19 protein-coding genes are annotated in these 19808 nt (G+C 34.1%); 17 read left to right on the forward strand and 2 right to left on the reverse strand.

The annotated features are described in order from the left end of the window. Positions 1-10 precede the first annotated feature (10 nt). Complete coding sequence (locus CSUIS_RS03435) at positions 11-847, forward strand: universal stress protein (protein ID WP_086297105.1); 837 nt, start codon at positions 11-13, stop codon at positions 845-847. A gap of 1 nt (position 848) precedes the next feature. On the opposite strand, the gene CSUIS_RS03440 is transcribed toward CSUIS_RS03435, so the two are convergent. Beyond that, positions 849-1208 (reverse strand): histidine triad nucleotide-binding protein, encoded by a 360-nt coding sequence (locus CSUIS_RS03440; protein WP_086236846.1) that lies wholly within the window; start codon positions 1206-1208, stop codon positions 849-851. A 220-nt stretch (positions 1209-1428) separates the two neighbouring features. Between CSUIS_RS03440 and pheS the strand changes: the two genes are divergently transcribed. The 9 genes from pheS to CSUIS_RS03485 all read left to right on the forward strand — a co-directional run bounded on the left by pheS (position 1429) and on the right by CSUIS_RS03485 (position 11915). Beyond that, positions 1429-2421, forward strand: a complete 993-nt coding sequence (pheS, locus tag CSUIS_RS03445; RefSeq protein WP_086297106.1) for a phenylalanine--tRNA ligase subunit alpha — start codon at positions 1429-1431, stop codon at positions 2419-2421. Then, complete coding sequence (gene pheT / locus CSUIS_RS03450; RefSeq protein WP_086297108.1) at positions 2418-4754, forward strand: phenylalanine--tRNA ligase subunit beta; 2337 nt, start codon at positions 2418-2420, stop codon at positions 4752-4754. Before pheS ends, pheT begins: the two co-directional genes overlap by 4 nt. Continuing rightward, positions 4751-6028 (forward strand): 3-phosphoshikimate 1-carboxyvinyltransferase, encoded by a 1278-nt coding sequence (aroA, locus tag CSUIS_RS03455; RefSeq protein WP_086297110.1) that lies wholly within the window; start codon positions 4751-4753, stop codon positions 6026-6028. Before pheT ends, aroA begins: the two co-directional genes overlap by 4 nt. After that, positions 6018-6875 (forward strand): 4-hydroxy-3-methylbut-2-enyl diphosphate reductase, encoded by an 858-nt coding sequence (locus CSUIS_RS03460; protein WP_086292509.1) that lies wholly within the window; start codon positions 6018-6020, stop codon positions 6873-6875. The genes aroA and CSUIS_RS03460 overlap by 11 nt, the downstream gene beginning before the upstream one ends. 82 nt (positions 6876-6957) lie before the next feature. After that, on the forward strand, positions 6958-8628 hold the full coding sequence (locus CSUIS_RS03465; RefSeq protein ID WP_086236841.1) for a 30S ribosomal protein S1: 1671 nt from the start codon (positions 6958-6960) through the stop codon (positions 8626-8628). A 7-nt stretch (positions 8629-8635) separates the two neighbouring features. Next, positions 8636-9121, forward strand: coding sequence for a hypothetical protein (locus CSUIS_RS03470; protein ID WP_086297112.1), 486 nt, complete (start codon positions 8636-8638; stop codon positions 9119-9121). Beyond that, the gene (serA, locus tag CSUIS_RS03475; RefSeq protein ID WP_086297119.1) at positions 9118-10701 is read left to right on the forward strand and encodes a phosphoglycerate dehydrogenase; all 1584 of its coding nucleotides are present in this window, start codon (positions 9118-9120) and stop codon (positions 10699-10701) included. Before CSUIS_RS03470 ends, serA begins: the two co-directional genes overlap by 4 nt. 11 nt (positions 10702-10712) lie before the next feature. Then, positions 10713-11282 carry an elongation factor P gene (gene efp / locus CSUIS_RS03480; protein ID WP_086236838.1) on the forward strand — a complete coding sequence of 190 codons (570 nt, stop codon included), beginning with the start codon at positions 10713-10715 and terminating at the stop codon, positions 11280-11282. A 78-nt stretch (positions 11283-11360) separates the two neighbouring features. Next, on the forward strand, positions 11361-11915 hold the full coding sequence (locus CSUIS_RS03485) for an SCO family protein (RefSeq protein ID WP_086297123.1): 555 nt from the start codon (positions 11361-11363) through the stop codon (positions 11913-11915). Here CSUIS_RS03485 and CSUIS_RS03490 read toward each other — a convergent pair. Beyond that, a complete protein-coding gene (locus CSUIS_RS03490; protein ID WP_086236836.1) occupies positions 11905-13011 on the reverse strand; it encodes an FtsW/RodA/SpoVE family cell cycle protein in 1107 nt (368 codons plus the stop codon). The two genes, CSUIS_RS03485 and CSUIS_RS03490, sit on opposite strands and share 11 nt — an antisense overlap. 53 nt (positions 13012-13064) lie before the next feature. Here CSUIS_RS03490 and CSUIS_RS03495 point away from each other — a divergent pair, with 53 nt between their 5' ends. From CSUIS_RS03495 to pyrH, 7 genes are all read left to right on the forward strand, one after another. Then, complete coding sequence (locus CSUIS_RS03495; protein WP_086297127.1) at positions 13065-14039, forward strand: RluA family pseudouridine synthase; 975 nt, start codon at positions 13065-13067, stop codon at positions 14037-14039. After that, positions 13975-15186: a fibronectin type III domain-containing protein gene (locus tag CSUIS_RS03500; protein WP_086297131.1), complete on the forward strand. Its 1212-nt coding sequence runs from the start codon at positions 13975-13977 to the stop codon at positions 15184-15186. The genes CSUIS_RS03495 and CSUIS_RS03500 overlap by 65 nt, the downstream gene beginning before the upstream one ends. Beyond that, complete coding sequence (trmB, locus tag CSUIS_RS03505) at positions 15186-16361, forward strand: tRNA (guanosine(46)-N7)-methyltransferase TrmB (RefSeq protein ID WP_086297133.1); 1176 nt, start codon at positions 15186-15188, stop codon at positions 16359-16361. Before CSUIS_RS03500 ends, trmB begins: the two co-directional genes overlap by 1 nt. Continuing rightward, on the forward strand, positions 16346-17017 hold the full coding sequence (locus CSUIS_RS03510) for a cell division ATP-binding protein FtsE (protein WP_086297135.1): 672 nt from the start codon (positions 16346-16348) through the stop codon (positions 17015-17017). Before trmB ends, CSUIS_RS03510 begins: the two co-directional genes overlap by 16 nt. Next, positions 17004-17813 carry an FtsX-like permease family protein gene (locus CSUIS_RS03515; protein WP_192940214.1) on the forward strand — a complete coding sequence of 270 codons (810 nt, stop codon included), beginning with the start codon at positions 17004-17006 and terminating at the stop codon, positions 17811-17813. The genes CSUIS_RS03510 and CSUIS_RS03515 overlap by 14 nt, the downstream gene beginning before the upstream one ends. Further along, positions 17813-19009: a murein hydrolase activator EnvC family protein gene (locus CSUIS_RS03520; protein ID WP_180379360.1), complete on the forward strand. Its 1197-nt coding sequence runs from the start codon at positions 17813-17815 to the stop codon at positions 19007-19009. The genes CSUIS_RS03515 and CSUIS_RS03520 overlap by 1 nt, the downstream gene beginning before the upstream one ends. A 78-nt stretch (positions 19010-19087) precedes the next feature. Next, entirely contained in the window at positions 19088-19807 is a 720-nt protein-coding gene (gene pyrH / locus CSUIS_RS03525; protein ID WP_086236832.1) for a UMP kinase, read from the forward strand. Position 19808 lies beyond the last annotated feature (1 nt).

The following is a 19808-nucleotide window of genomic DNA, read 5'->3' on the forward strand; positions in this document are numbered from 1 at the left end:
AGGAGAGTTTATGAATATTAAAAAGATATTTTGTCCATTGATTCGCACTGATGAGATAGAAAGTGATATATATGGCGGTTTGCTTATCGCTAAGAAATTTGAGGCTCATATAGACTTTTTATCTTCGCAAATGGATTTTGAGTCGATTTTAGATATGACTATTAGTAGAAGTAATATGTTTGAGTCATTAAAGGGGGCATTTGCCACAGAGTTAAATGAACAAAAAAATAAAAATTATCAAATTTTTAAAAGAGTTTGCGATGATTTAGGTATAAGTATCGGCAATATCGCCGGTGTGGCAAGTGCGAATTTTGAGACACAAAATGGTATTAGAAGTCGTGTTTATGAGTATGAGGCTAAATTTTGTGATTTAGTCGTTACAGCTTGTCCTATAAAAGGCGAGGCTACATCGACATTTGACGCAGCTGTGGTAAATAGCGGTAAAAACGCAATTATAATGCCAAATTCAATGAAAAAATTTAGTATGGATAATATACTAATTGGCTGGAATGGCACAACAAGCATATCAAGAAGTCTTACAAACTCAATGAGTATATTAAAAAAAGCTAAAAATATTCATATAATTGTAACTAAAAAATATGATAATTCAGTCTTGGATATTAAAACCAGACTTCTTAGCTATCTAGAGTATCATGATGTAAATGCTACATTTGAGGTGGTAACTACTACAAATATTCCAGGTGAGGCCTTGCTAGAAAATACATTAAAAGGCAATTTTGATATGGTTATAGCTAGTAGTTATGGCGAAAATGGGGTAAAAGAGATATTCTTAGGTGGTAGCACGAAGTACTTTTTAGAAAATACTCCAGTGCCGGTATTTATGTAGCTTAGAAGCTACTTTTTGGGTCGTGTTGGTGATTGTCAGTCCATTTAAGCATTGTGCCACCTAGCATATGGAAGTGTAGATGTGGCACCTCTTGACCGCTATTTTCTCCGCAGTTAGTAACTAGGCGGTATCCAGTTTTATCCACGCCTATGGCTATTGCCACTTCTTGGATAAATTTTGTCATCTCTCCCATTAGAGTTGGATCCATCTCTTGGAAATTTTCATAGTGCTTTTTAGGTATTATCAAGATATGCACAGGCGCCTTAGGATTTATATCATGAAATGCTAGAAATTTATCATTTTCTAAGACCTTATTTGATGGAATCTCACCAGCTACAATTTTATCAAAAATACAAGACATTGCTAAACTCCTATGTGAAATTATTCATAATTATATCAGATAATTTTTATAATTCCTTATAAATTTTGATAATTTTTCTATTTTTATTAAAGTTGTTTAAATATTCAAATGATAACTCATTTTAGTATTAGATGGATTAATAAATTTAACTTATCAGTATCAATTTTTTTTAATTAAATTTTGGATACAATAAATCTAAAAATTAGTTAAGGAATATGGTTTGCAAGATATTATTAGTAAGATTGACTTAGCTGCAAGCTTAGATGAATTAGAGCAAATTCGGCTTGAGCTATTTGGCAAAAAGGGTAGCATTACGGCTGAATTTAATAGATTAAAAGATGTTGAGCCTGAAAATAAGAAGGCTTATGCCCAAAGCTTAAATATCAAAAGAGACACTCTAACAGCCAAGCTAAATGAGAGAAAAATAATCCTTGAGAGTGAGTATATTAAAACTAAAATGAAAAGCGAAGCCATTGATATTTCGCTATTTGATGAGCCGCTTTTTACTGGCGCTTTACACCCAGTGATGCAGACAATGGATAGGATTATTGACTATTTTGTAGCACAAAATTTTAGCATTGAGACTGGGCCGCTGATCGAAGATGATTTTCATAATTTTGAAGCTTTAAATTTGCCTAAGCATCACCCAGCAAGAGATATGCAAGATACATTTTATTTAAAAGATTTTAGACTTCTTAGGACTCACACTAGCCCAGTGCAAGTTCGCACTATGCTTAGTCAAAAGCCACCAATTCGTATGATTGCCCCTGGGTCTGTTTTTCGTAGAGATTTAGACCTTACTCACACTCCAATGTTTCATCAAATAGAGGGTTTAGTTGTAGAAGAGGGCACAAAAGTTAGCTTTGCGAATTTAAAATATATTTTAGAAGATTTTTTAAGATATATGTTTGGCGATGTTAAGGTTAGATTTCGCCCTAGCTTTTTCCCATTTACAGAGCCTAGCACAGAGGTTGATATAAGCTGTATATTCTGTAGTGGGTGCGGATGTAGAGTTTGTAAGCAAACAGGCTGGCTAGAGGTCCTTGGTAGTGGCGTTGTCGATCCAAATGTCTTTGAAGCAGTAGGATATAAAAATGTCAGTGGATACGCTTTTGGGCTTGGTGTGGAGCGTTTTGCGATGTTACTTCATAGAATTCCAGATCTTAGAAGCTTGTTTGAAGGGGATATTAGACTATTGGAGCAGTTTAAATGATAATAAGTAAAAATTGGTTAAATGAGATTATAGATCTTTCAAATTGTAGCACCGAACAGATCTGTGCTAAGCTAAATTCAATTGGATTAGAAGTAGATAGCCTTACTAGTATAAGAATTCCTAATAATATCGTAGTTGGTTATGTTAAAACCTGTGTAAAGCATGAAAATAGCGATCATTTGCATGTTTGCGAAGTTGATGTTGGCGATAGAATTTTGCAGATAGTTTGCGGTGCTAAAAACGCAACTTCTGATATATATGTAGCTGTGGCTATGGTCGGTGCTATTATGCCAAATGGCTTGGAGATTAAAGAGGCTAAATTAAGAGGCGTTAAAAGTAGCGGAATGCTATGCTCCTCAACCGAGCTTGGCTTGCCTAAGATAAATGATGGGATAATGATCTTAGATGATAGTATAGGCGAGTTGTGTTTAGGCAAGGCTCTTAGCGAGTATGAGGCTTTAAATGATGATATTATTGAGATTGAGCTGACACCAAATCGTGGAGATTGTCTAAGTATATATGGCGTAGCTAGGGATCTATCAGCAGCTTTTGATATTATTATGAGAGATGGTGAGTTAAATATCGATGATGATAGGCAGCTTGGGATTGGTCGTTTGCTTAGTGTTCATTGTGAGGATAAGATTAATGGTGCTTTTGCCTATAGGGCAGTTGGCATCACACAAAGCTTTCATCAAAGGCTAAAATTAGCCATTAGAATAGCTATGATTGGCTCTAATAAAAATACAAATTTAGAGCGTGTGCTAGAGTATATCACTCACTATACTGGGGTTGTATTTAGGGCTTATGACTATAATAAACTTGCAAATAATATTGATGAAAAAATAGCTATAACGATTAAAAAGCAAAGCAGTGGCGCATATGAGATTAGCTGTGGGGATAAAATTTTAAGCCTAGCAGGGATTAATCAAAGCGATGAGGCCAGAGTAGATGAAAATAGCAAAATTGTCATAATAGAAGCTAGTTATATAGATCCAAATTTAATCTCACAAATCTTAGGCGATAATAAGAGTATTAAAAAAGATGAATTTACCCATAGGACAACTCGTGGTTCTGAGCCAAATTTAAACTACGCTATGGATATTTTATTTAGTCTATTATCTAAAAATAGTAGCGTATCGCCATACTCTGGCACGCAACAAGTCCAGCTAGATAAGGAGCAATCTGCCATTAGCTTTAGTGCATCTGAGATTAGCTCGATGATTGGAATGCAAATCAGCAGTAGCGGTATTGCTAAAATTCTTAAAAAGCTTGGATTTGATATTAATGCTAATGTAGAACAAGAGCAGATATATGCCAAAGCACCGCTATATCGACATGATATATTAAATTCTCACGATATTTGCGAAGAGATTGTAAGGATTATTGGAATTGATAATATCCCAGTAAAAGCACTAGAATATAGTGAAAAAAACCGCACAAATCAAGCGTATGAGAGATATAAATTATCTCGTGATATTAGGCAAAAAGCTGCGAATTTAGGATTTTTTGAGAGTGTGCATTATCTATTTGATAATCCGCTTGAGCTTAAAGAGCTAGGCGTGGCTTGCTCATCTGAAGTGCTACTAAATCCGATAAATAGTGAGCTAAGCGTATTAAAGCCAACTCTTATTAACCACCTATTAAATGCAGTTAGCTTTAATATTAAAAATTCAAAAAGATCAATTAAGCTATTTGAATTTGGCGATGTGATTAATAAAGATGGTATCCAAAGGGCTAAATTTGGCTTTGTTTTTAGTGGGCTTTTAGGTGAGCCTACTCTTTTAAATGGTGCTAAACCAGCTACTATCGATTTTATCCATTTTGCGAATTTAATCCAAAATATTTTAGGTAAAATTGAGCTAAAAAAATCAATTGATATTGAATTTTTAAGCGAATTTGAACAAGCCAAAGTCTATCAAAATGGCGACTATATCGGTTATATTGGCAGGGTTAATGCCGTAATAGAACAAAGTAGAGATCTATTTAAAACCTATATTTGTGAGATAGATTTTGACAATTTAAAACCTATAAAAAAACTAGCAAATCCATACTCTAAATTTCAAAGTTTAAGTAGAGATTTAAGCATTATAATGCCAAAAGATATGCCATATCTTCGCATTAAAGAGGTAATTGAAGGGCTAGATATTAAAAGCTTAAAAGAGTTTTTGCCGACTGATATTTATAGCGATGAGAGCTTAGGTGATAATGTTAGCTTGAGTGTTAAATTTACATTTCAAGATGATGCTAAGACGCTAGAAGATGAGGAGATTGTAGCTATAATGGATAGGATTTTAGCGGCGTTAAAAGATAATTTAGGTGTGGGATTAAGATGAAAGTAGAGGCTTTAAATTCTAAATTTGATATAGAGCTTGATCTAGTCTCTACAGATAAATCCATAAGCCATAGGTGTGCTATATTCTCTCTTTTGAGTGATGGAGTGAGCGTTATTAGTGATTATCTTGAAGCAGAAGATACTCTAAATTCTTTAGAAATTGCCAAAAAACTTGGTGCTAAGATTGAGAAAATTGATAATAAATACTATATCACGCCACCAGCTAAAATAAGCTCAGCTAAATCAGTTTTAGAGTGCGGCAACTCTGGAACGGCAATGAGAATATATATGGGGCTTTTGGCTGGTTGTGATGGATTTTATGTCTTAAGCGGAGATGAGTATCTAAATGAGCGTCCAATGCGACGCATAGCTAAGCCACTTATTGAAGTGGGGGCTAAGATTGATGGTAGAGATGACGCAAACAAAGCTCCAATCGCTATTAGGGGTAGAAATTTAGACTATTTTAGCTATGATTCAAAGATAGCTTCAGCACAGGTTAAAAGTGCCTTAATTTTAGCTGGGCTTTGTGCTAAGGGGTGTGAATTTAGTGAACCAGAATTGAGCCGAGATCATAGCGAAAGAATGCTAAAGGGAATGGGAGCTGATATTAGCTATAATAATGGCAAAATCATAGTAAAACCACTAAATTCCAAAAAATTAAAGCCACTTATTATGAGTGTGCCAAATGATCCTAGCTCATGCTTTTTTTACGCTGTGGCTGCGGCTATAACTCCTGGGGCTAGGATTAAATTTAAAAATATACTACTTAATAAAACTAGAATTCAAGCCTATAAAATTTTAGAAAAAATGGGTGCAAAAGTTAGCTACACATTGACAAATAGCGAGTATGAAGATATAGGAGATATTGAAATTATCGGCGATAAATTAAATTCCATTATCGTAGATGATAACATCTCATGGCTAATAGATGAAGCCCCAGCCCTTGCTATTGCTTTTGCTTGTGCTAATGGCAAGAGCGAATTAAGAAATGCGGCTGAGCTTAGAGTAAAAGAGTGCGATAGAATTAGCGTAACTATCAACGCTTTAAAGGCTTGTGGTATAGAGGCTGGAGAGTATGATGATGGATTTTGGGTAGTTGGATCTAAGCCAAATAGGGCATTAATAGATAGCCACGGAGATCATAGAATTGCTATGAGTTTTGCGGTGCTTGGGCTAAAGTGCGGAATGAATATATCAAAGAGCGAATTTATAGCTACATCTTTTCCTAAATTTAGCCATTTTTTAAGGGTTTTAGGAGCTAAGGTTGAAGATTGAACTTGCTAAAAATTATGGATTTTGTTTTGGCGTTAAAAGAGCTATTAAAATAGCTGAAAATTCAGCCGGTTCGCAAGAATCCACATCAGCCACAATCGGAGAATTAATACACAATAGCTTAGAAATTGATAGGTTAAAGGATAAATTTAGAGTAAAAACCTTAAAAAATATAAATGAGCTAACTGATGAGAAAAAGGCAATTATCCGCACTCATGGCATTACAAAAGGTGATTTGCAAAGGCTTAAAACCACTGGAATAGAGATAATAGACGCTACTTGCCCATTTGTAACCAAACCGCAAAATATCGTAGAGAAAATGAGTAATGAAGGCTACGAAATAGTGATATTTGGGGATATTAATCATCCTGAAGTAAGAGGCGTTATGAGCTATTCGACTAAGACTGTTCATGTGGTTTTGTCTAAAGATGAATTAGAAAGTGCTAAACTACCTCAAAAAGTAGCAGTAATATCTCAAACTACTAAGAAAATTGAAGATTTTATGACTATTGTAACCTACCTTATGCAAAGAGTAAAAGAGGTTAGAGTCTTTAATACAATATGTAATGCGACCTTAGAAAATCAAGAGGCCGTAAGAGAGTTAGCCACAAAAGCAGATGTGATGGTAATCGTAGGCGGTAAAAACTCATCAAATACCAAGCAGTTATATTTAATAGCTAAGAATTTATGCAAGGATAGCTATTTGATTGAGAGTCAAGATGAGTTAAATTCATCTTGGTTTAAAGATAAGAAATATTGTGGCGTAAGTGCTGGGGCTAGCACACCTGAGTGGGTTATACAAAATGTGATAAAAGAGCTTGAAAATATCGATAAAATTTGTAATGGTTAATATAATATAAAGCTAAAAAAAGGTAGAATTTAGCACTTAAATGCTGTAAAGCAGAAAGAAATCTATAGATAAAAGGAACAAGATGGCTGAGGCGAATAAATTCGTTAATAATGACATTGACAAAATCGAGCTAGAAGAAGATTTTGCTACTATGTTTGAAGAGTCTTTAAAGAGTGAAGAAGCTACCGTGTGCGATGGTGTAATCGTAAATATCAAAGATGATGAAGTCTATGTAGATATACGCAAAAAATCAGAAGGAGTGATGAGTATATCTGAGATCACTGATGAGAATGGAAATTTGCTATTTAATATCGGTGATAGCATTAAAGTAGCAGTAACAGGCTCTAAAAATGGCAGACCTAGCGTATCACATAAAAAAGCTCTTAGAAAAGAGAAGGTAAAGGCATTTATAGATAATTTTGATGAGAATGCTGAGAATATATTTGATGTAAAGATTATATCAAAAAATAAAGGTGGTTTTGTCGCTGTTAATGATGATGGTATAGAGTTTTTTATGCCTAGATCGCAAAGCGGATTTAAAGACCCAAATCAAGCTATGAATAAGAGCTTTAAAGTCAAAGTAATTAAGATTGATAAGGAAAATCAAAGCATTGTAGTCTCACGCAAAAAGCTAGTTGATGAAGATAGAAAAAAGCGTAAAGAGATAGTATCTACAATCTTAGAAAATAAAGATATAATAGAAGGCACAATCAAAAAAATTACAACATATGGAATGTTTGTAGATGTAGGTGGAATAGATGGCTTAGTCCATTATAGCGAGATTAGCTATAAAGGTCCAGTAAATCCAAATACTCTATATAAAGAGGGTGATAAGGTAGATGTCAAAATTATTAAATATGATAATGAGAAAAAGCATCTATCGCTATCTATTAAAGCAGCGGCTCCAGACCCATGGGAAGAGATTAAAGATGGCTTAGAAGTAGGAGATACTATTAAGGTAACTGTAAGCAATATCGAGCCTTATGGTGCTTTTGTTGATTTGGGTAATGATATTGAAGGTTTTTTACACATTAGCGAAATTTCTTGGGATAAAAATATAAAAAATCCTAAAGATTTCATCAAAGAAAATGAAGAGTTAGATGTAGAGGTTATAGAGATTAACCCAGCTAGTCGTCGCCTAAGAGTAAGTCTTAAAAATTTATTACCAAAACCATTTGATGAGTTTAGCTCTAAATTTAAAGAAGGAGATGTGGTAAAAGGTATAGTAACTACTCTTACTAATTTTGGTGCTTTTGTAAGAGTAGGCGGATTAGAGGGCTTATTACATAATGAAGACTCATCTTGGGATAGAAATGATAAGTGTAAAGATATGTTTAAAGCTGGCGATGAAGTAGAGGTAAAAATCATTAAAATTGATCCAAAAGAGCAAAAAATCTCTTTAAGCCAAAAAGATTTAAAAGCTAGCCCGGCTATGGAATATGCTAGATCTCACTCTATAGGCGATATTGTAAGTGGAACTATAAGAGATATTAAAGATTTTGGTATATTTGTAAGCTTAGATGGCAATGTCGATGCTCTAATTAGAAAAGAAGATATAGGTTCACTTGATATTGATTCTTTAAAAATTGGAGATAGCATAGAGGCTGCTATTGCTTTTATTGATGAGAAAAAGAATAGAATTCGCCTAAGCGTAAAAAGATTAGCTAAACAAAAAGAGCGTGAAGTCTTAAATGAGATTAATGATGATGATAAAATGACGCTTGGTGATATTATTAAAGAGCAGTTAGCATAATTGAGTTATGAAAACTAACAGCCTTTATCTTATTTTAGCTGTTATATTTGTAGTAGTTTTTGGTGGATTGATAGCCTTGTTTGCTTATGCAAATTCGGGGCTATCCTCTCCTTTAGCGACAGCTACTAGTAGTGATATAAATTTAGATTATAATTATCAAAAATCAGGTAATTGGCTAGAGAAGATTGCAGAGTTTAAAAATAATAACTCTGTATTGCCTACAAATTTAATGATAATTAAGATAGATGATAAGAAGATTGCTGATAATAAGCCTACTAAGCAATATATATTAATTATCAATAGATGTGATTTTTATTCTATGTTTTGTATAAATAGAGTTTTTAAGGATTTTAATCTAAATTTTACAGTGGTAAAAGATGGCGATATAGCTACTATTTATATGGATACAGATGATAAAGATATGGCTTTAAAAGTAGTTAATGGACTCAAAAAATATAATATTCATACAACTTTAAAGGAAATTAACCTATGAAAACAGTTATAGTGTGCGATGCTATCCATCCAGTTGGTTTTGAAATTTTAAATGCTCAAAGTGATATAAAAGTTATCGATGCTGTAGATATGCCAAAAGATAAACTTTTAGAGATTTTGGGTGAGGCTGATGTGGCTATTACTCGTAGCTCAACTGATTGTGGTGAGAAATTTATAAACGCAGCTACAAAATTGAAGGCTTTAGTTAGAGCTGGTGTCGGCGTGGATAATGTTGATATAGATGGCTTTTCTAAAAAGGGCATTATAGTTATGAATGTACCAACTGCAAATACAATTGCGGCTGTTGAAATGACTATGTGCCATCTGTTAAATAGTGCTAGAAATTATATTAATTCAGTAAATGACTTGCAGCAAAATCGTATTTGGAAGCGTGAAAAATGGTATGGCAATGAGCTTTATGGCAAGACTTTAGGCGTAATTGGCTTTGGTAATATCGGCTCAAGAGTAGCATATAGAAGCCTTGCTTTTGGTATGAAGGTTATAGCCTATGATCCATATATCGATCCTAGTAAGGCTACAGATATGGGGGCTACATATACTACGAATTTTGATGATATTTTGGGTTGTGATTTTATCACTATTCACACACCAAAAAATAAAGAGACTACAAATATGGTAGATGAAGAGCAGATTGCTAAGATGAAAGATGGAGTAAGGCTTATCAATTGCGCTCGTGGTGGCTTGTATAATGAAGAGGCTCTTTATAAGAATTTAAAAAGTGGTAAAATAGCATATGCTGGCATCGATGTGTTTGTTAAAGAGCCTGGCAATGACCATCAGCTACTAGAACTTAGCAATGTAAGTGCTACTCCGCACCTAGGTGCTAACACATATGAATCGCAAAAAAATATCGCCATTGACGCAGCAGAGCAGGCCATTAGTGCAGCAAGGGGTATTTGCTATCCAAATGCTCTAAATTTACCTATTAAAGTAGAGGATTTACCTTTGTTTGTGGCTCCTTATACAGAGCTTTTACCTAAGATGGCGTATTTTGCCTCTCAGCTTAGTGGCAAAAAGCAGATTAAAGCTATTAGATTAGAGCTTGAAGGAGAGGTGTCAGATTACGCTGAAGCTATGCTATCTTTTGGTATTGCTGGGGCTTTAAAAGATGTTTTAGGTGATACTATAAATTATGAAAACGCCACGCTAAAAGCAGCTGAAAAGGGTATTGAAGTATCTACTAATGTAGTGCCAACAAGTGGGTATAAGAGCAAATTAACAATCAAGCTAATCACAGATGAGGACTCTGTGAGCGTAGGTGGCACTGTATTTAGCGAAACAGAGCAAAGAATAGTAAGCGTAAATGGCTTTAAGACTGATTTTAAGCCAAAAGGTAGAATGATAGTATTTAAAAATCGTGATATACCAGGCGTTATTAGCGATATTAGCGGAATTCTAGCAAAAGCTAAGATTAATATTGCTGATTTTAGATTAGGTAGAGATAATGATGGCTTTGCCCTAGCTGTTATATTAGTAGATGAGGATATTAACAAAGATATACTAGACCAGCTAAATGCACTTGATGCGTGTGTGTGGGCTAGATATGCAGTATTAATTTAAAAGGAGAAAATATGGCAACATACTCTATGGGAGATTTAAAAAAGGGTTTAAAAATCGAAATTGATGGCAAACCTTATAAAATTGTCGAGTATCAACATGTAAAACCTGGCAAGGGTGCGGCATTTGTGCGTGTAAAAATCAAATCATTTGTCGATGGTAAGGTATTAGAAAAAACCTTCCACGCAGGCGATAAGTGTGAGGCTCCAAATTTAGTAGAAAAAGAGATGCAATATCTATATGATGATGGCGAATACTCTCAATTTATGGATGTTGAGTCATATGAGCAAGTAGCCATTGCTGATGAGGAGATAGGTGAAGCTAAAAAATGGATGATAGATGGAATGATGGTTCAAATCCTATTTCACAATGGCAAGGCAATTGGCGTAGAGGTGCCACAAGTTGTGGAGTTAAAAATAGTTGAAACTCAGCCAAATTTCAAAGGCGACACTCAAGGTAGCAATAAAAAACCAGCAACTCTAGAGAGCGGTGCTGTAGTTCAGATACCATTTCATGTGCTTGAGGGCGAGGTAATTCGTGTAGATACTGTGCGTGGTGAGTATATAGAAAGAGCAAATAAATAATCCCCCCCCCACTTTTTTAATCCTTGCAAATTTAATCTTTGCAAGGAAATTTTGATTAAGCAAATTTTAGGAGCACTTATGAAAAGATTGGCGTATGCTGTTTTGTTAATTGTATTAGCACTTGGTGCGTATATTTTGGTAGATAATAGACTAAAAATTGCCAAATATAATTTTGACGCAAATAGTACGCTTGGAGCTGTGAATATAACAAGCTTTAAAGATGAGTATAAAATTTTATATTTTGGCTATACATTCTGCCCTGATATTTGCCCTTCTACTTTTACTATTCTCTCATCAGTAATCGATGAAATGGGGTTAAATGATAGGATTAAAGTTCTGTTTGTTACTCTTGATTTACAAAGAGATAGCGAAAAGGAGTGCGATGAATTTGCTAAATATTTTTATTCAAATTCAGTATGTTTAAAGATGAAAGATGATGAGTTAAAAAGGGTAGTAGAGAATTATAACGCTAGATATAAGATTGTAAATTTACAAAATTCAGCTATGGATTATAGCGTGGCTCATAGCTCTTCACTCTATCTATTTCAAAAAGATGGGAAATTTTATAAAGAGATCTCAAATTTAACCAAAGATGAGATAAGAAAAGAGATTTTGGGATTGACTAAAAATTAATCTTAACAAATCTATTTGTTTTATCAAATCTAAATGTTAATAGATTTTGCAAAATTCCAAAAAGACACATAAATGTGATAAAGCTACTTCCGCCATAGCTATAAAATGGAAGTGGAATCCCTACAACAGGCGCAAAACCTATAGTCATAAAGATATTGATACTAACATATATAAATATCAAAAGCGCCACAGCGCTTACTGCGACTTTGATGAAATATTCATCTTTAAGCTTGTAATTTAAGCTCAAAAGATGGACAATCAAAAACCCATATAGCATAATAAGCCCAGCACCACCGATAAATCCATATCTCTCAACCGTATAAGCAAATATGAAATCGCTTGTAGCAATTGGTAGGAATTTAAATTTAGTTTGAGTTGCTTCATCTACGCTTTTACCAGTTATTCCGCCATTTCCGATTGCGATAATGCTCTGTCTTACTTGATAACTTGGCTTTTCGCTTATGAAATCAGCTATTCTCTTTTTTTGATAATCGTGTAAATTTTCGTATAATATTGGCGAACAAATCCCGATTAAAAGGGCTATGCTAATCCAAATTTTGCGATTTACTCCGATTATAAATAGCACTCCATATCCAGTGATTAATAGCATAAGTGCCGTGCCTAAATCTGGCTCTTTTAATATTAAAACAAATGGAAGCAGTATGTAAAAGCTAATTTTGATAAATTGCTTAAGATTATAGCCTTCATCATCTGGTGGAGTTTTTTTGATGATATAAGCAAGCATTAAGACAAAAGCAGGTTTCATAATCTCGCTTGGCTGGATTGTAAAGTTGATAAATGGAATTTCAATCCACCTTTGTGCTCCAAGCTTGCTAACGCCGACCAATTCTACGCTTAGTAGCAAAATTATATTTATCCAATATACGCTAGGGATGAGCCACTCAAGTTTGCGAATTGGTAATAAAAAAAATAACAAAAACGCCCCAAAGCCAATTATCAAATATGCCACCATCTTAGCTGAGAGCATATCGCTAGCTTCGTTTATTAGGCTATATGAAAGAAATATGATTGGCAAAATAAGTGCTGGTTGAACATAGTCAAAATGTGTTAAGATTCTCTTATCTAATAGTATCAAAATTCAAACCTAAGCAAAATTTGGCTAAAATTCTAGCCAAAAAAGGGTTAATATTGACTGAATTTATATCTACAAATATCGCAAGGCTAGACCAAGAGCTGACATCTTATCTTAATATTTCACGAAATCAAGTGATAAATTTAATCAAAAGCGCAAATGTAAGCGTAAATGATAAGGTGGTAAAAAAAGCTGGATTTAATCTAAATTTAGGCGATAAAATCACGATAAATCAAGCTAAAATCACTCAAATTCAAAGCGAATTTAAAGCTGAGTTTGATATAGAAATCATATATGAAGATGATGATATTTTGGTAATTAATAAGCCAATTAATATCATAGTCCATCCAGCTCCAAGCGTCAAAGAAGCCACGCTTGTAGAGTGGCTAAAGCAAAATGGCTACACGCTTTCAAATTTAGCCTCTCAAGAGCGTGCTGGAATAGTCCATAGGCTAGATAAAGGCACTAGCGGAGTGATGGTAGTGGCTAAAAATAATGAATCTCACGCAAATTTAAGCTCTCAATTAAGCAGTAGAGATATGGGTAGAATTTATTTAGCACTTTGTGATTTGCCTCTTAAGGAAAATTGTATTATAAATAGACCAATTGGTAGGCATATGCAAAATAGATTAAAAAATGCCGTAATAAGTGGTGCAAAACCTTCTAAATCAGCATTTGCTAATATTTTAACAAGCGAAAATAAGATGGTAAATTTGATTGCTGCGAAGCTATTTACTGGGCGAACTCATCAGATTAGGGTGCATTTAGCAAGTATAAATCGTCATATTTTAGGAGATGATTTATATGGTTTTAAGAGCAATAATGATAAAATAGGCAGAATTTTTTTACACGCATATATTTTGAGATTAATTCATCCTAGAAGTGGTCAAATTATGGAATTTAAAGCCCCTTTGCCTAATGAATTTTATGAGCGTATTGGTAAGGAATTTAATAAGGAGATAGTAGATGAGAGTATTGGTGTTTTGTATGATGTTTTTAGGGATATTTCTTGCTGGGTGTGTTACGAATAAAACAACGCAGATAGATCCGAATTTGCCTATAGTAAATGAGCTAAAAACTATTAGCGATATGACTGAGATTGCTTTTGAGTGGCCATTGATGGCAGATGCAAATATCAGTGGATACTATCTATATCGCTCAAATCCAAATGATAATCATCAATTAAATGTAATAGCTAAGCTTGATGATAAATTCACCACCCACTATGTAGATAGTGCGTTAGCTCCATCAACTGAGTATCTATATGAGCTTAGGACATATAATGAGCTAGGCAATATCTCAGCACAAGGACAAAGAATCAGTGCTACAACTCAGCCTCTTATAGAGTCAGTTACATTTATTCAAGCTCTTTATGGTTTGCCAAATAAGATAAAAGTTTTATGGCGCCCCCATCCAGACCTTAGGGTGGCTTCATATATATTAGAAAAAAGCTCACTATCTAGCGATAGTTGGCACGAAGTAGCTCGTATAAATGGCAGGTTAAATGTCGAATATATAGATAATAGCGTTGAGCCAGGGCAGAATTATAGATATAGAATTTCAGTCAAAACCTATAGCGGTATCATATCAGCTCCTAGTAAGGTAGTAGATGCACAGACAAAGGCGTTACCAAATATGGTTATGAATTTAAGTGCTAGTGTGAATTTACCTAAAAAAATTATTTTGACTTGGGATCCAAATTCAAATGATGATTTTAATCACTATGCTATTTACCGCGCTACAAATGATATATTTCCTATGACAAAGATCGCTACCACTTTAGATACGGCATATGAGGATTTGATTAATGATAATGGGGTGAATTATTATTATAAGGTTACAGCTGTAGATAGTGATGGCTTAGAAAGCCCACGCCAAAATAACGCAGTAGTCGGCTCAACTCTTCCAGCCCCTAAAGAGCCGCTATTTAGCTCAGCTGGATTTAATGGCTCATCTGTGGAGCTTAGCTGGAATCAAGGTAGTGATTTAAGAGCTGTAAAATACAAAATTACAAAATCAAGCAGTGAAGGCGAGAATATAATTTATGATATAAATTCTCAAACTTATAGCGATTTTGAAGTTAGAAGAGGCGTAGAATATACATATAAAATTCAAGCCATAGATGAGTTTGGCTTAGAGTCTAAATATAGTCAAAAAGCAGTGGTGATAACTAAATAATGCCAAATTTTTTAGCTAAGAATTTAAAAGATATTAAACTTCCAGTATCATTGGATGGGGTGGAGTTTATCTGGGAGGCTATAAATGGCGATGAGAAGTTAGTATATACTAAAGCTTTAGATTGTGAATTTTGCCTTGTGGTAAAAAATAGCGGCGACAAATATGTAATTAAGTGCGATAAACTCTCAAGACCAGCCAATCTTAAGGCTATACAAAAGGCATTAATAGCATATAAAGATCTATTTGCTACTGATGTTATTAGTCAGGCTATAGCATTAAAAGAGTCTAAAAATAGCAGTTATAATCAGTATATAATAAGCAGCGATGAGCTTTTAAGCAGATTAGATGGTTGTGAGTATAAGAGTATTTTTGTAGAGATTGGATTTGGTAGTGGTAGGCATCTACTATATCAAGCTAAAGAGAACCCAAATACGCTAATAATCGGTATAGAGGTGTATAAACCAGCTTGTATGCAAGTAGAAAATTTAGCTAGAATTAATGGGTTAAATAATATTTTATTGCTAAATTTAGATGCTAGACTTGTGATGAGCTTATTAAAGTCAAATAGCATTGATAGGCTATTTTTACACTTTCCAGTGCCATGGACAAAGAGTAAGATGAGACGAGTAGTAAGCGAACAATTTGCTATGGAGACTAAGCGTATATTAAAAGATGGTGGCAAATTTGAGCTAAGAAGTGATGACAGAGAGTATAGCGATTATACCATTAGTTGCTTTATGGATTTACAAATTTCAAATATACAGATATATAAAAATAGATTTTTAGAAATATCAAGCAAATATGAAGATAGATGGATAAGGCAAAATAAGGATATTTATGATGTGATCTACTTATTTTATGGTAGTAGTGATGAGCTAAATTTAGAGTGTGAATTTGAGTTTGATAGGCCAAATTTGGAGCAGATAAAATCAAATTTTACCAATAAAACTATCAAAAATAGCGATCATTTTATACATTTAGAGCGAATTTATACGCTTTGTGATGGATCTATTTTATTAAGGGTGGCATTTGGCTCATTTTATAGACCCGAGCATAGATATTTAATAATAACAAAAGATAGTATCTCATATCTATTTAAAAAGCCATTACTAACCATAGAAAATATCAAAGCTCATAAGAATTTAGAGGATATGCTAAGATGCGTCACATTGTAGAAGCTAGAGATTTGGTTTTAGAGTATGATAAAAGCTTTAAGGTTATAAATGGTGCTAGTTTTAATATAAATGTAAATGATTTTGTGTTTATAACTGGTAAAAGTGGTAGTGGCAAATCCACCTTAATTCGCTCAATGTATGGGGATATGAGTATTAGCGGGGGTAGCTTAAATGTCTGTTTGAGTGAGCTAAAGGGTATTAGTAGATCTGCTTTAGCACTTCTTCGCCAAAGGGTTGGGATAATATTTCAAGATTTTAGACTTATAAATGAGTGGAATGTAGAGCGAAATGTGATGCTACCGCTAATAATCAAAGGCTACAATCAAAGCGTGTGTAAAAAACAGGCTGCAAAGCTATTAAATCATGTAAATTTACTTCATAAAGCTGATAAATTTCCACTTGAGCTAAGCGGTGGAGAACAGCAAAGAGTAGCGATGGCAAGAGCCTTAGCACACAATCCTCAACTTCTTTTATGCGATGAGCCTACTGGGAGCTTGGATGAGTATTCAAGCGATGTTATCTGGTCGCTCCTTCGCTCAGCAAAAGAGGGGCTTGGGACTTGCGTGGTGGTTGTTACACATAAGATCCCTTCAGGCTTAAGAATGCACTATCGCCATTTTGAGCTATCTAATGGAGAGATAAATGAGATCATTTAAGAGTCATATCAGCGTTATTTTCCCACTTCTTATCTTGCTTTTTGCTATTGAATTTAGCTTAATGCTTGGTAAATTTGTGAGTGATTATGAGCTAAAAATGGCAAATGATTATAATATAGTAGTTGTATCAGAAGTGGAGTTAAATGATAATATGCTAATTCCGGTTATACCGACATTTGCTTCACTTTCTACGCTTGATGCGAATTTGGTTTTAAATCATCTTAAAAATGATATATCAGCTAAAAATATATCCGTATTAAAGAGCGTTTTACCAAGATTTTACTCCCTTAAATTGACTAAATTTCCATCTAAGGAAACTATGATGGATATAAAGACAAATTTAGTTAAAATCCAAGGCATAAAGCGAGTAGAGACATTTTCTAAAACGCACGATCAAGTCTATAATATGCTAATTTTATCTAAAAGCCTAGCTGGGTATTTTGCTATTTTGGTTGGGCTTTTGGGGCTTGTTTTGGTATTTAAGCAGATGAGAATTTGGCTTTATGAGCATCGTAGGAGAGTTGAGATTATGACGCTTTTTGGTGCGCCATATTGGCTAAAATCAGCTATGCTTTACAAACTTGCAATTGTAGATAGCATTATAGCCACTACTCTTGTTGTGATCTTTTATGCTATTTTTCCAGCACTTCCAAGCTTTAAAAGTGCGATTTTTGCCATTGGATTTGACCAGCCAAATTTAGATTTGCTAAGTGATGCGGCAATTTTATTTGGTGCATCAGTTGTGGTTTCTATTGTTGCAGTTAGCTTGGTTATGATGTTTTCAAGGCGTAGATAATGCGATTTTTACTACTTATTGCTCTATTTTTTAATGCTATTTTTGCCTCAAATGTCTCACAAAAGATTAAAGATCAAAAAGATAGCATAAGCTCAGCTAAAAAATTAGAAAATCAGATAAATAAAAAACTAGAAGAGTTAGCTATCGATATTATCGCTGGTAATAAGGCTGTAGAGAATACCGCTAAGCAAATTAGTGAGCTATCGCAGCAAGTTAAAGCCTTAGAAGATAGTGCTCATAGTGCAAATATCGAGCTTGATAAGCTTACAAGCCAAAATGGGGAGCTTATTAAGAGTCAAAAAGATATGGAGCTTAGGATGGTAAAGATTATTAGCGAGGATTTTGCTTATGATCTTGTCGTGCCAAATGATTATTCAGAGAGCCAAGATAGCATTATCGCTACTGAAATTTTGCTAAATTTAAATAGCGTGATGAGTAGTGAGTTTAAAAAATTAGCTCAAGATTACGAAGAGACAACTAATCTTATAAAATCACAATCAAAAAAGATAGAATCTATAAAATTTGACCTTAGAGAATTTCGCCAAAAACAAGCTTCGCTCAAATCCTTGCAAAATAAGCAAAAAAGAGAGTTAGAGATTTTAAATCAAGATAAAAATATCTACTCTAAGAAGTTAAATGATATTAAAAAGCAACAAGATGAGATGAGAAAGACGCTTGAGAATTTACAAATTTTAGCCGCAAAACCAAAAGAGGAGCCTAAAAAACAAGCCAAAGAGCAAACTACAGCTAAAAGCGATGATGTCAGAATGATAGGCTCAAGCTATCAAGCTGGAAATGTAAAGAGATATAATGGGGCTAAAACTATTGCGCCTTTGGATAAATTTAGCGTTAAACAGAAATTTGGCGATTATATAGATCCAGTTTATAATATTAAAATTTTTAATGAATCTGTTGTATTACGCTCAGCTACTACTGATGCTAGGGTTAAAAATGTATTAGCTGGGACTATAGTTTTTGCTAAGCAAACACCTGTGCTTGATAAGGTTGTAATAGTAGAAAATGGTAATGGAATTCATACTATTTACGCACATCTTGATAAGATCGCTCCTACGATTAAGGTAGGTCAAAAGGTCAAAAAAGGCTATGTAATTGGACGAGTTAAGCAAGATTTGACATTTGAAGTAACACAGAAAAATTATCACATAAATCCGCTAGAGCTGATCGCTATGAATTGATGGATTTAAATTTGATTATTAATTAATGCGTTTTTTAATTTGTTTTAGATATAATTGCCAAATTTTATGGAGATAGCAATGAGTAAGAATAAGCGAATTTTAGTTAAATTTTCTGGGGAAGCACTAGCTGGCGGTAATGGATTTGGGATTGATTCTCATATTTTAAGATATATTGCTGGGGAGATTAAGTCGCTAGTTAATAATGGCATCGAAGTTGGCATTGTAATTGGTGGTGGCAATATAATTCGTGGTGTGAGTGCTGCTGAGGGCGGTATCATTAAAAGAACTAGTGGTGATCATATGGGTATGCTAGCTACTGTGATTAACGCTATTGCTATGCGTGAAGCTTTGGAGCACTCTGGGCTTGATGTAAGAGTCCAAAGCGCAATTAAGATGGAGGCTATTTGTGAGACATTTATTACAGGTAGGGCTCAAAGACATTTGGAGAAAAAAAGGGTTGTGATATTTGCTGCTGGGACGGGAAATCCATTTTTTACTACTGATACTGCTGCGACTTTAAGAGCAATTGAGATAAATGCAGATATGATTATCAAAGCTACAAAGGTAAATGGCGTATATGATAAGGATCCGATGAAATTTAATGACGCAAAACTCCTAAATGAGCTAAGTTATGAAAGAGCTATGGAGGATAATATCAAGGTTATGGATGATACTGCTATTGCTTTAGCTAAGGATAACTCTTTACCAATTATAGTTTGTAATATGTTTGAAGATGGTAATTTATTGAAAATTGCAAACGGAGATTATACTAACTGCTCGATAGTTAAGAATTTATAAG

The organism is Campylobacter porcelli (assembly GCF_002139855.1).
GTDB lineage: Bacteria > Campylobacterota > Campylobacteria > Campylobacterales > Campylobacteraceae > Campylobacter > Campylobacter porcelli.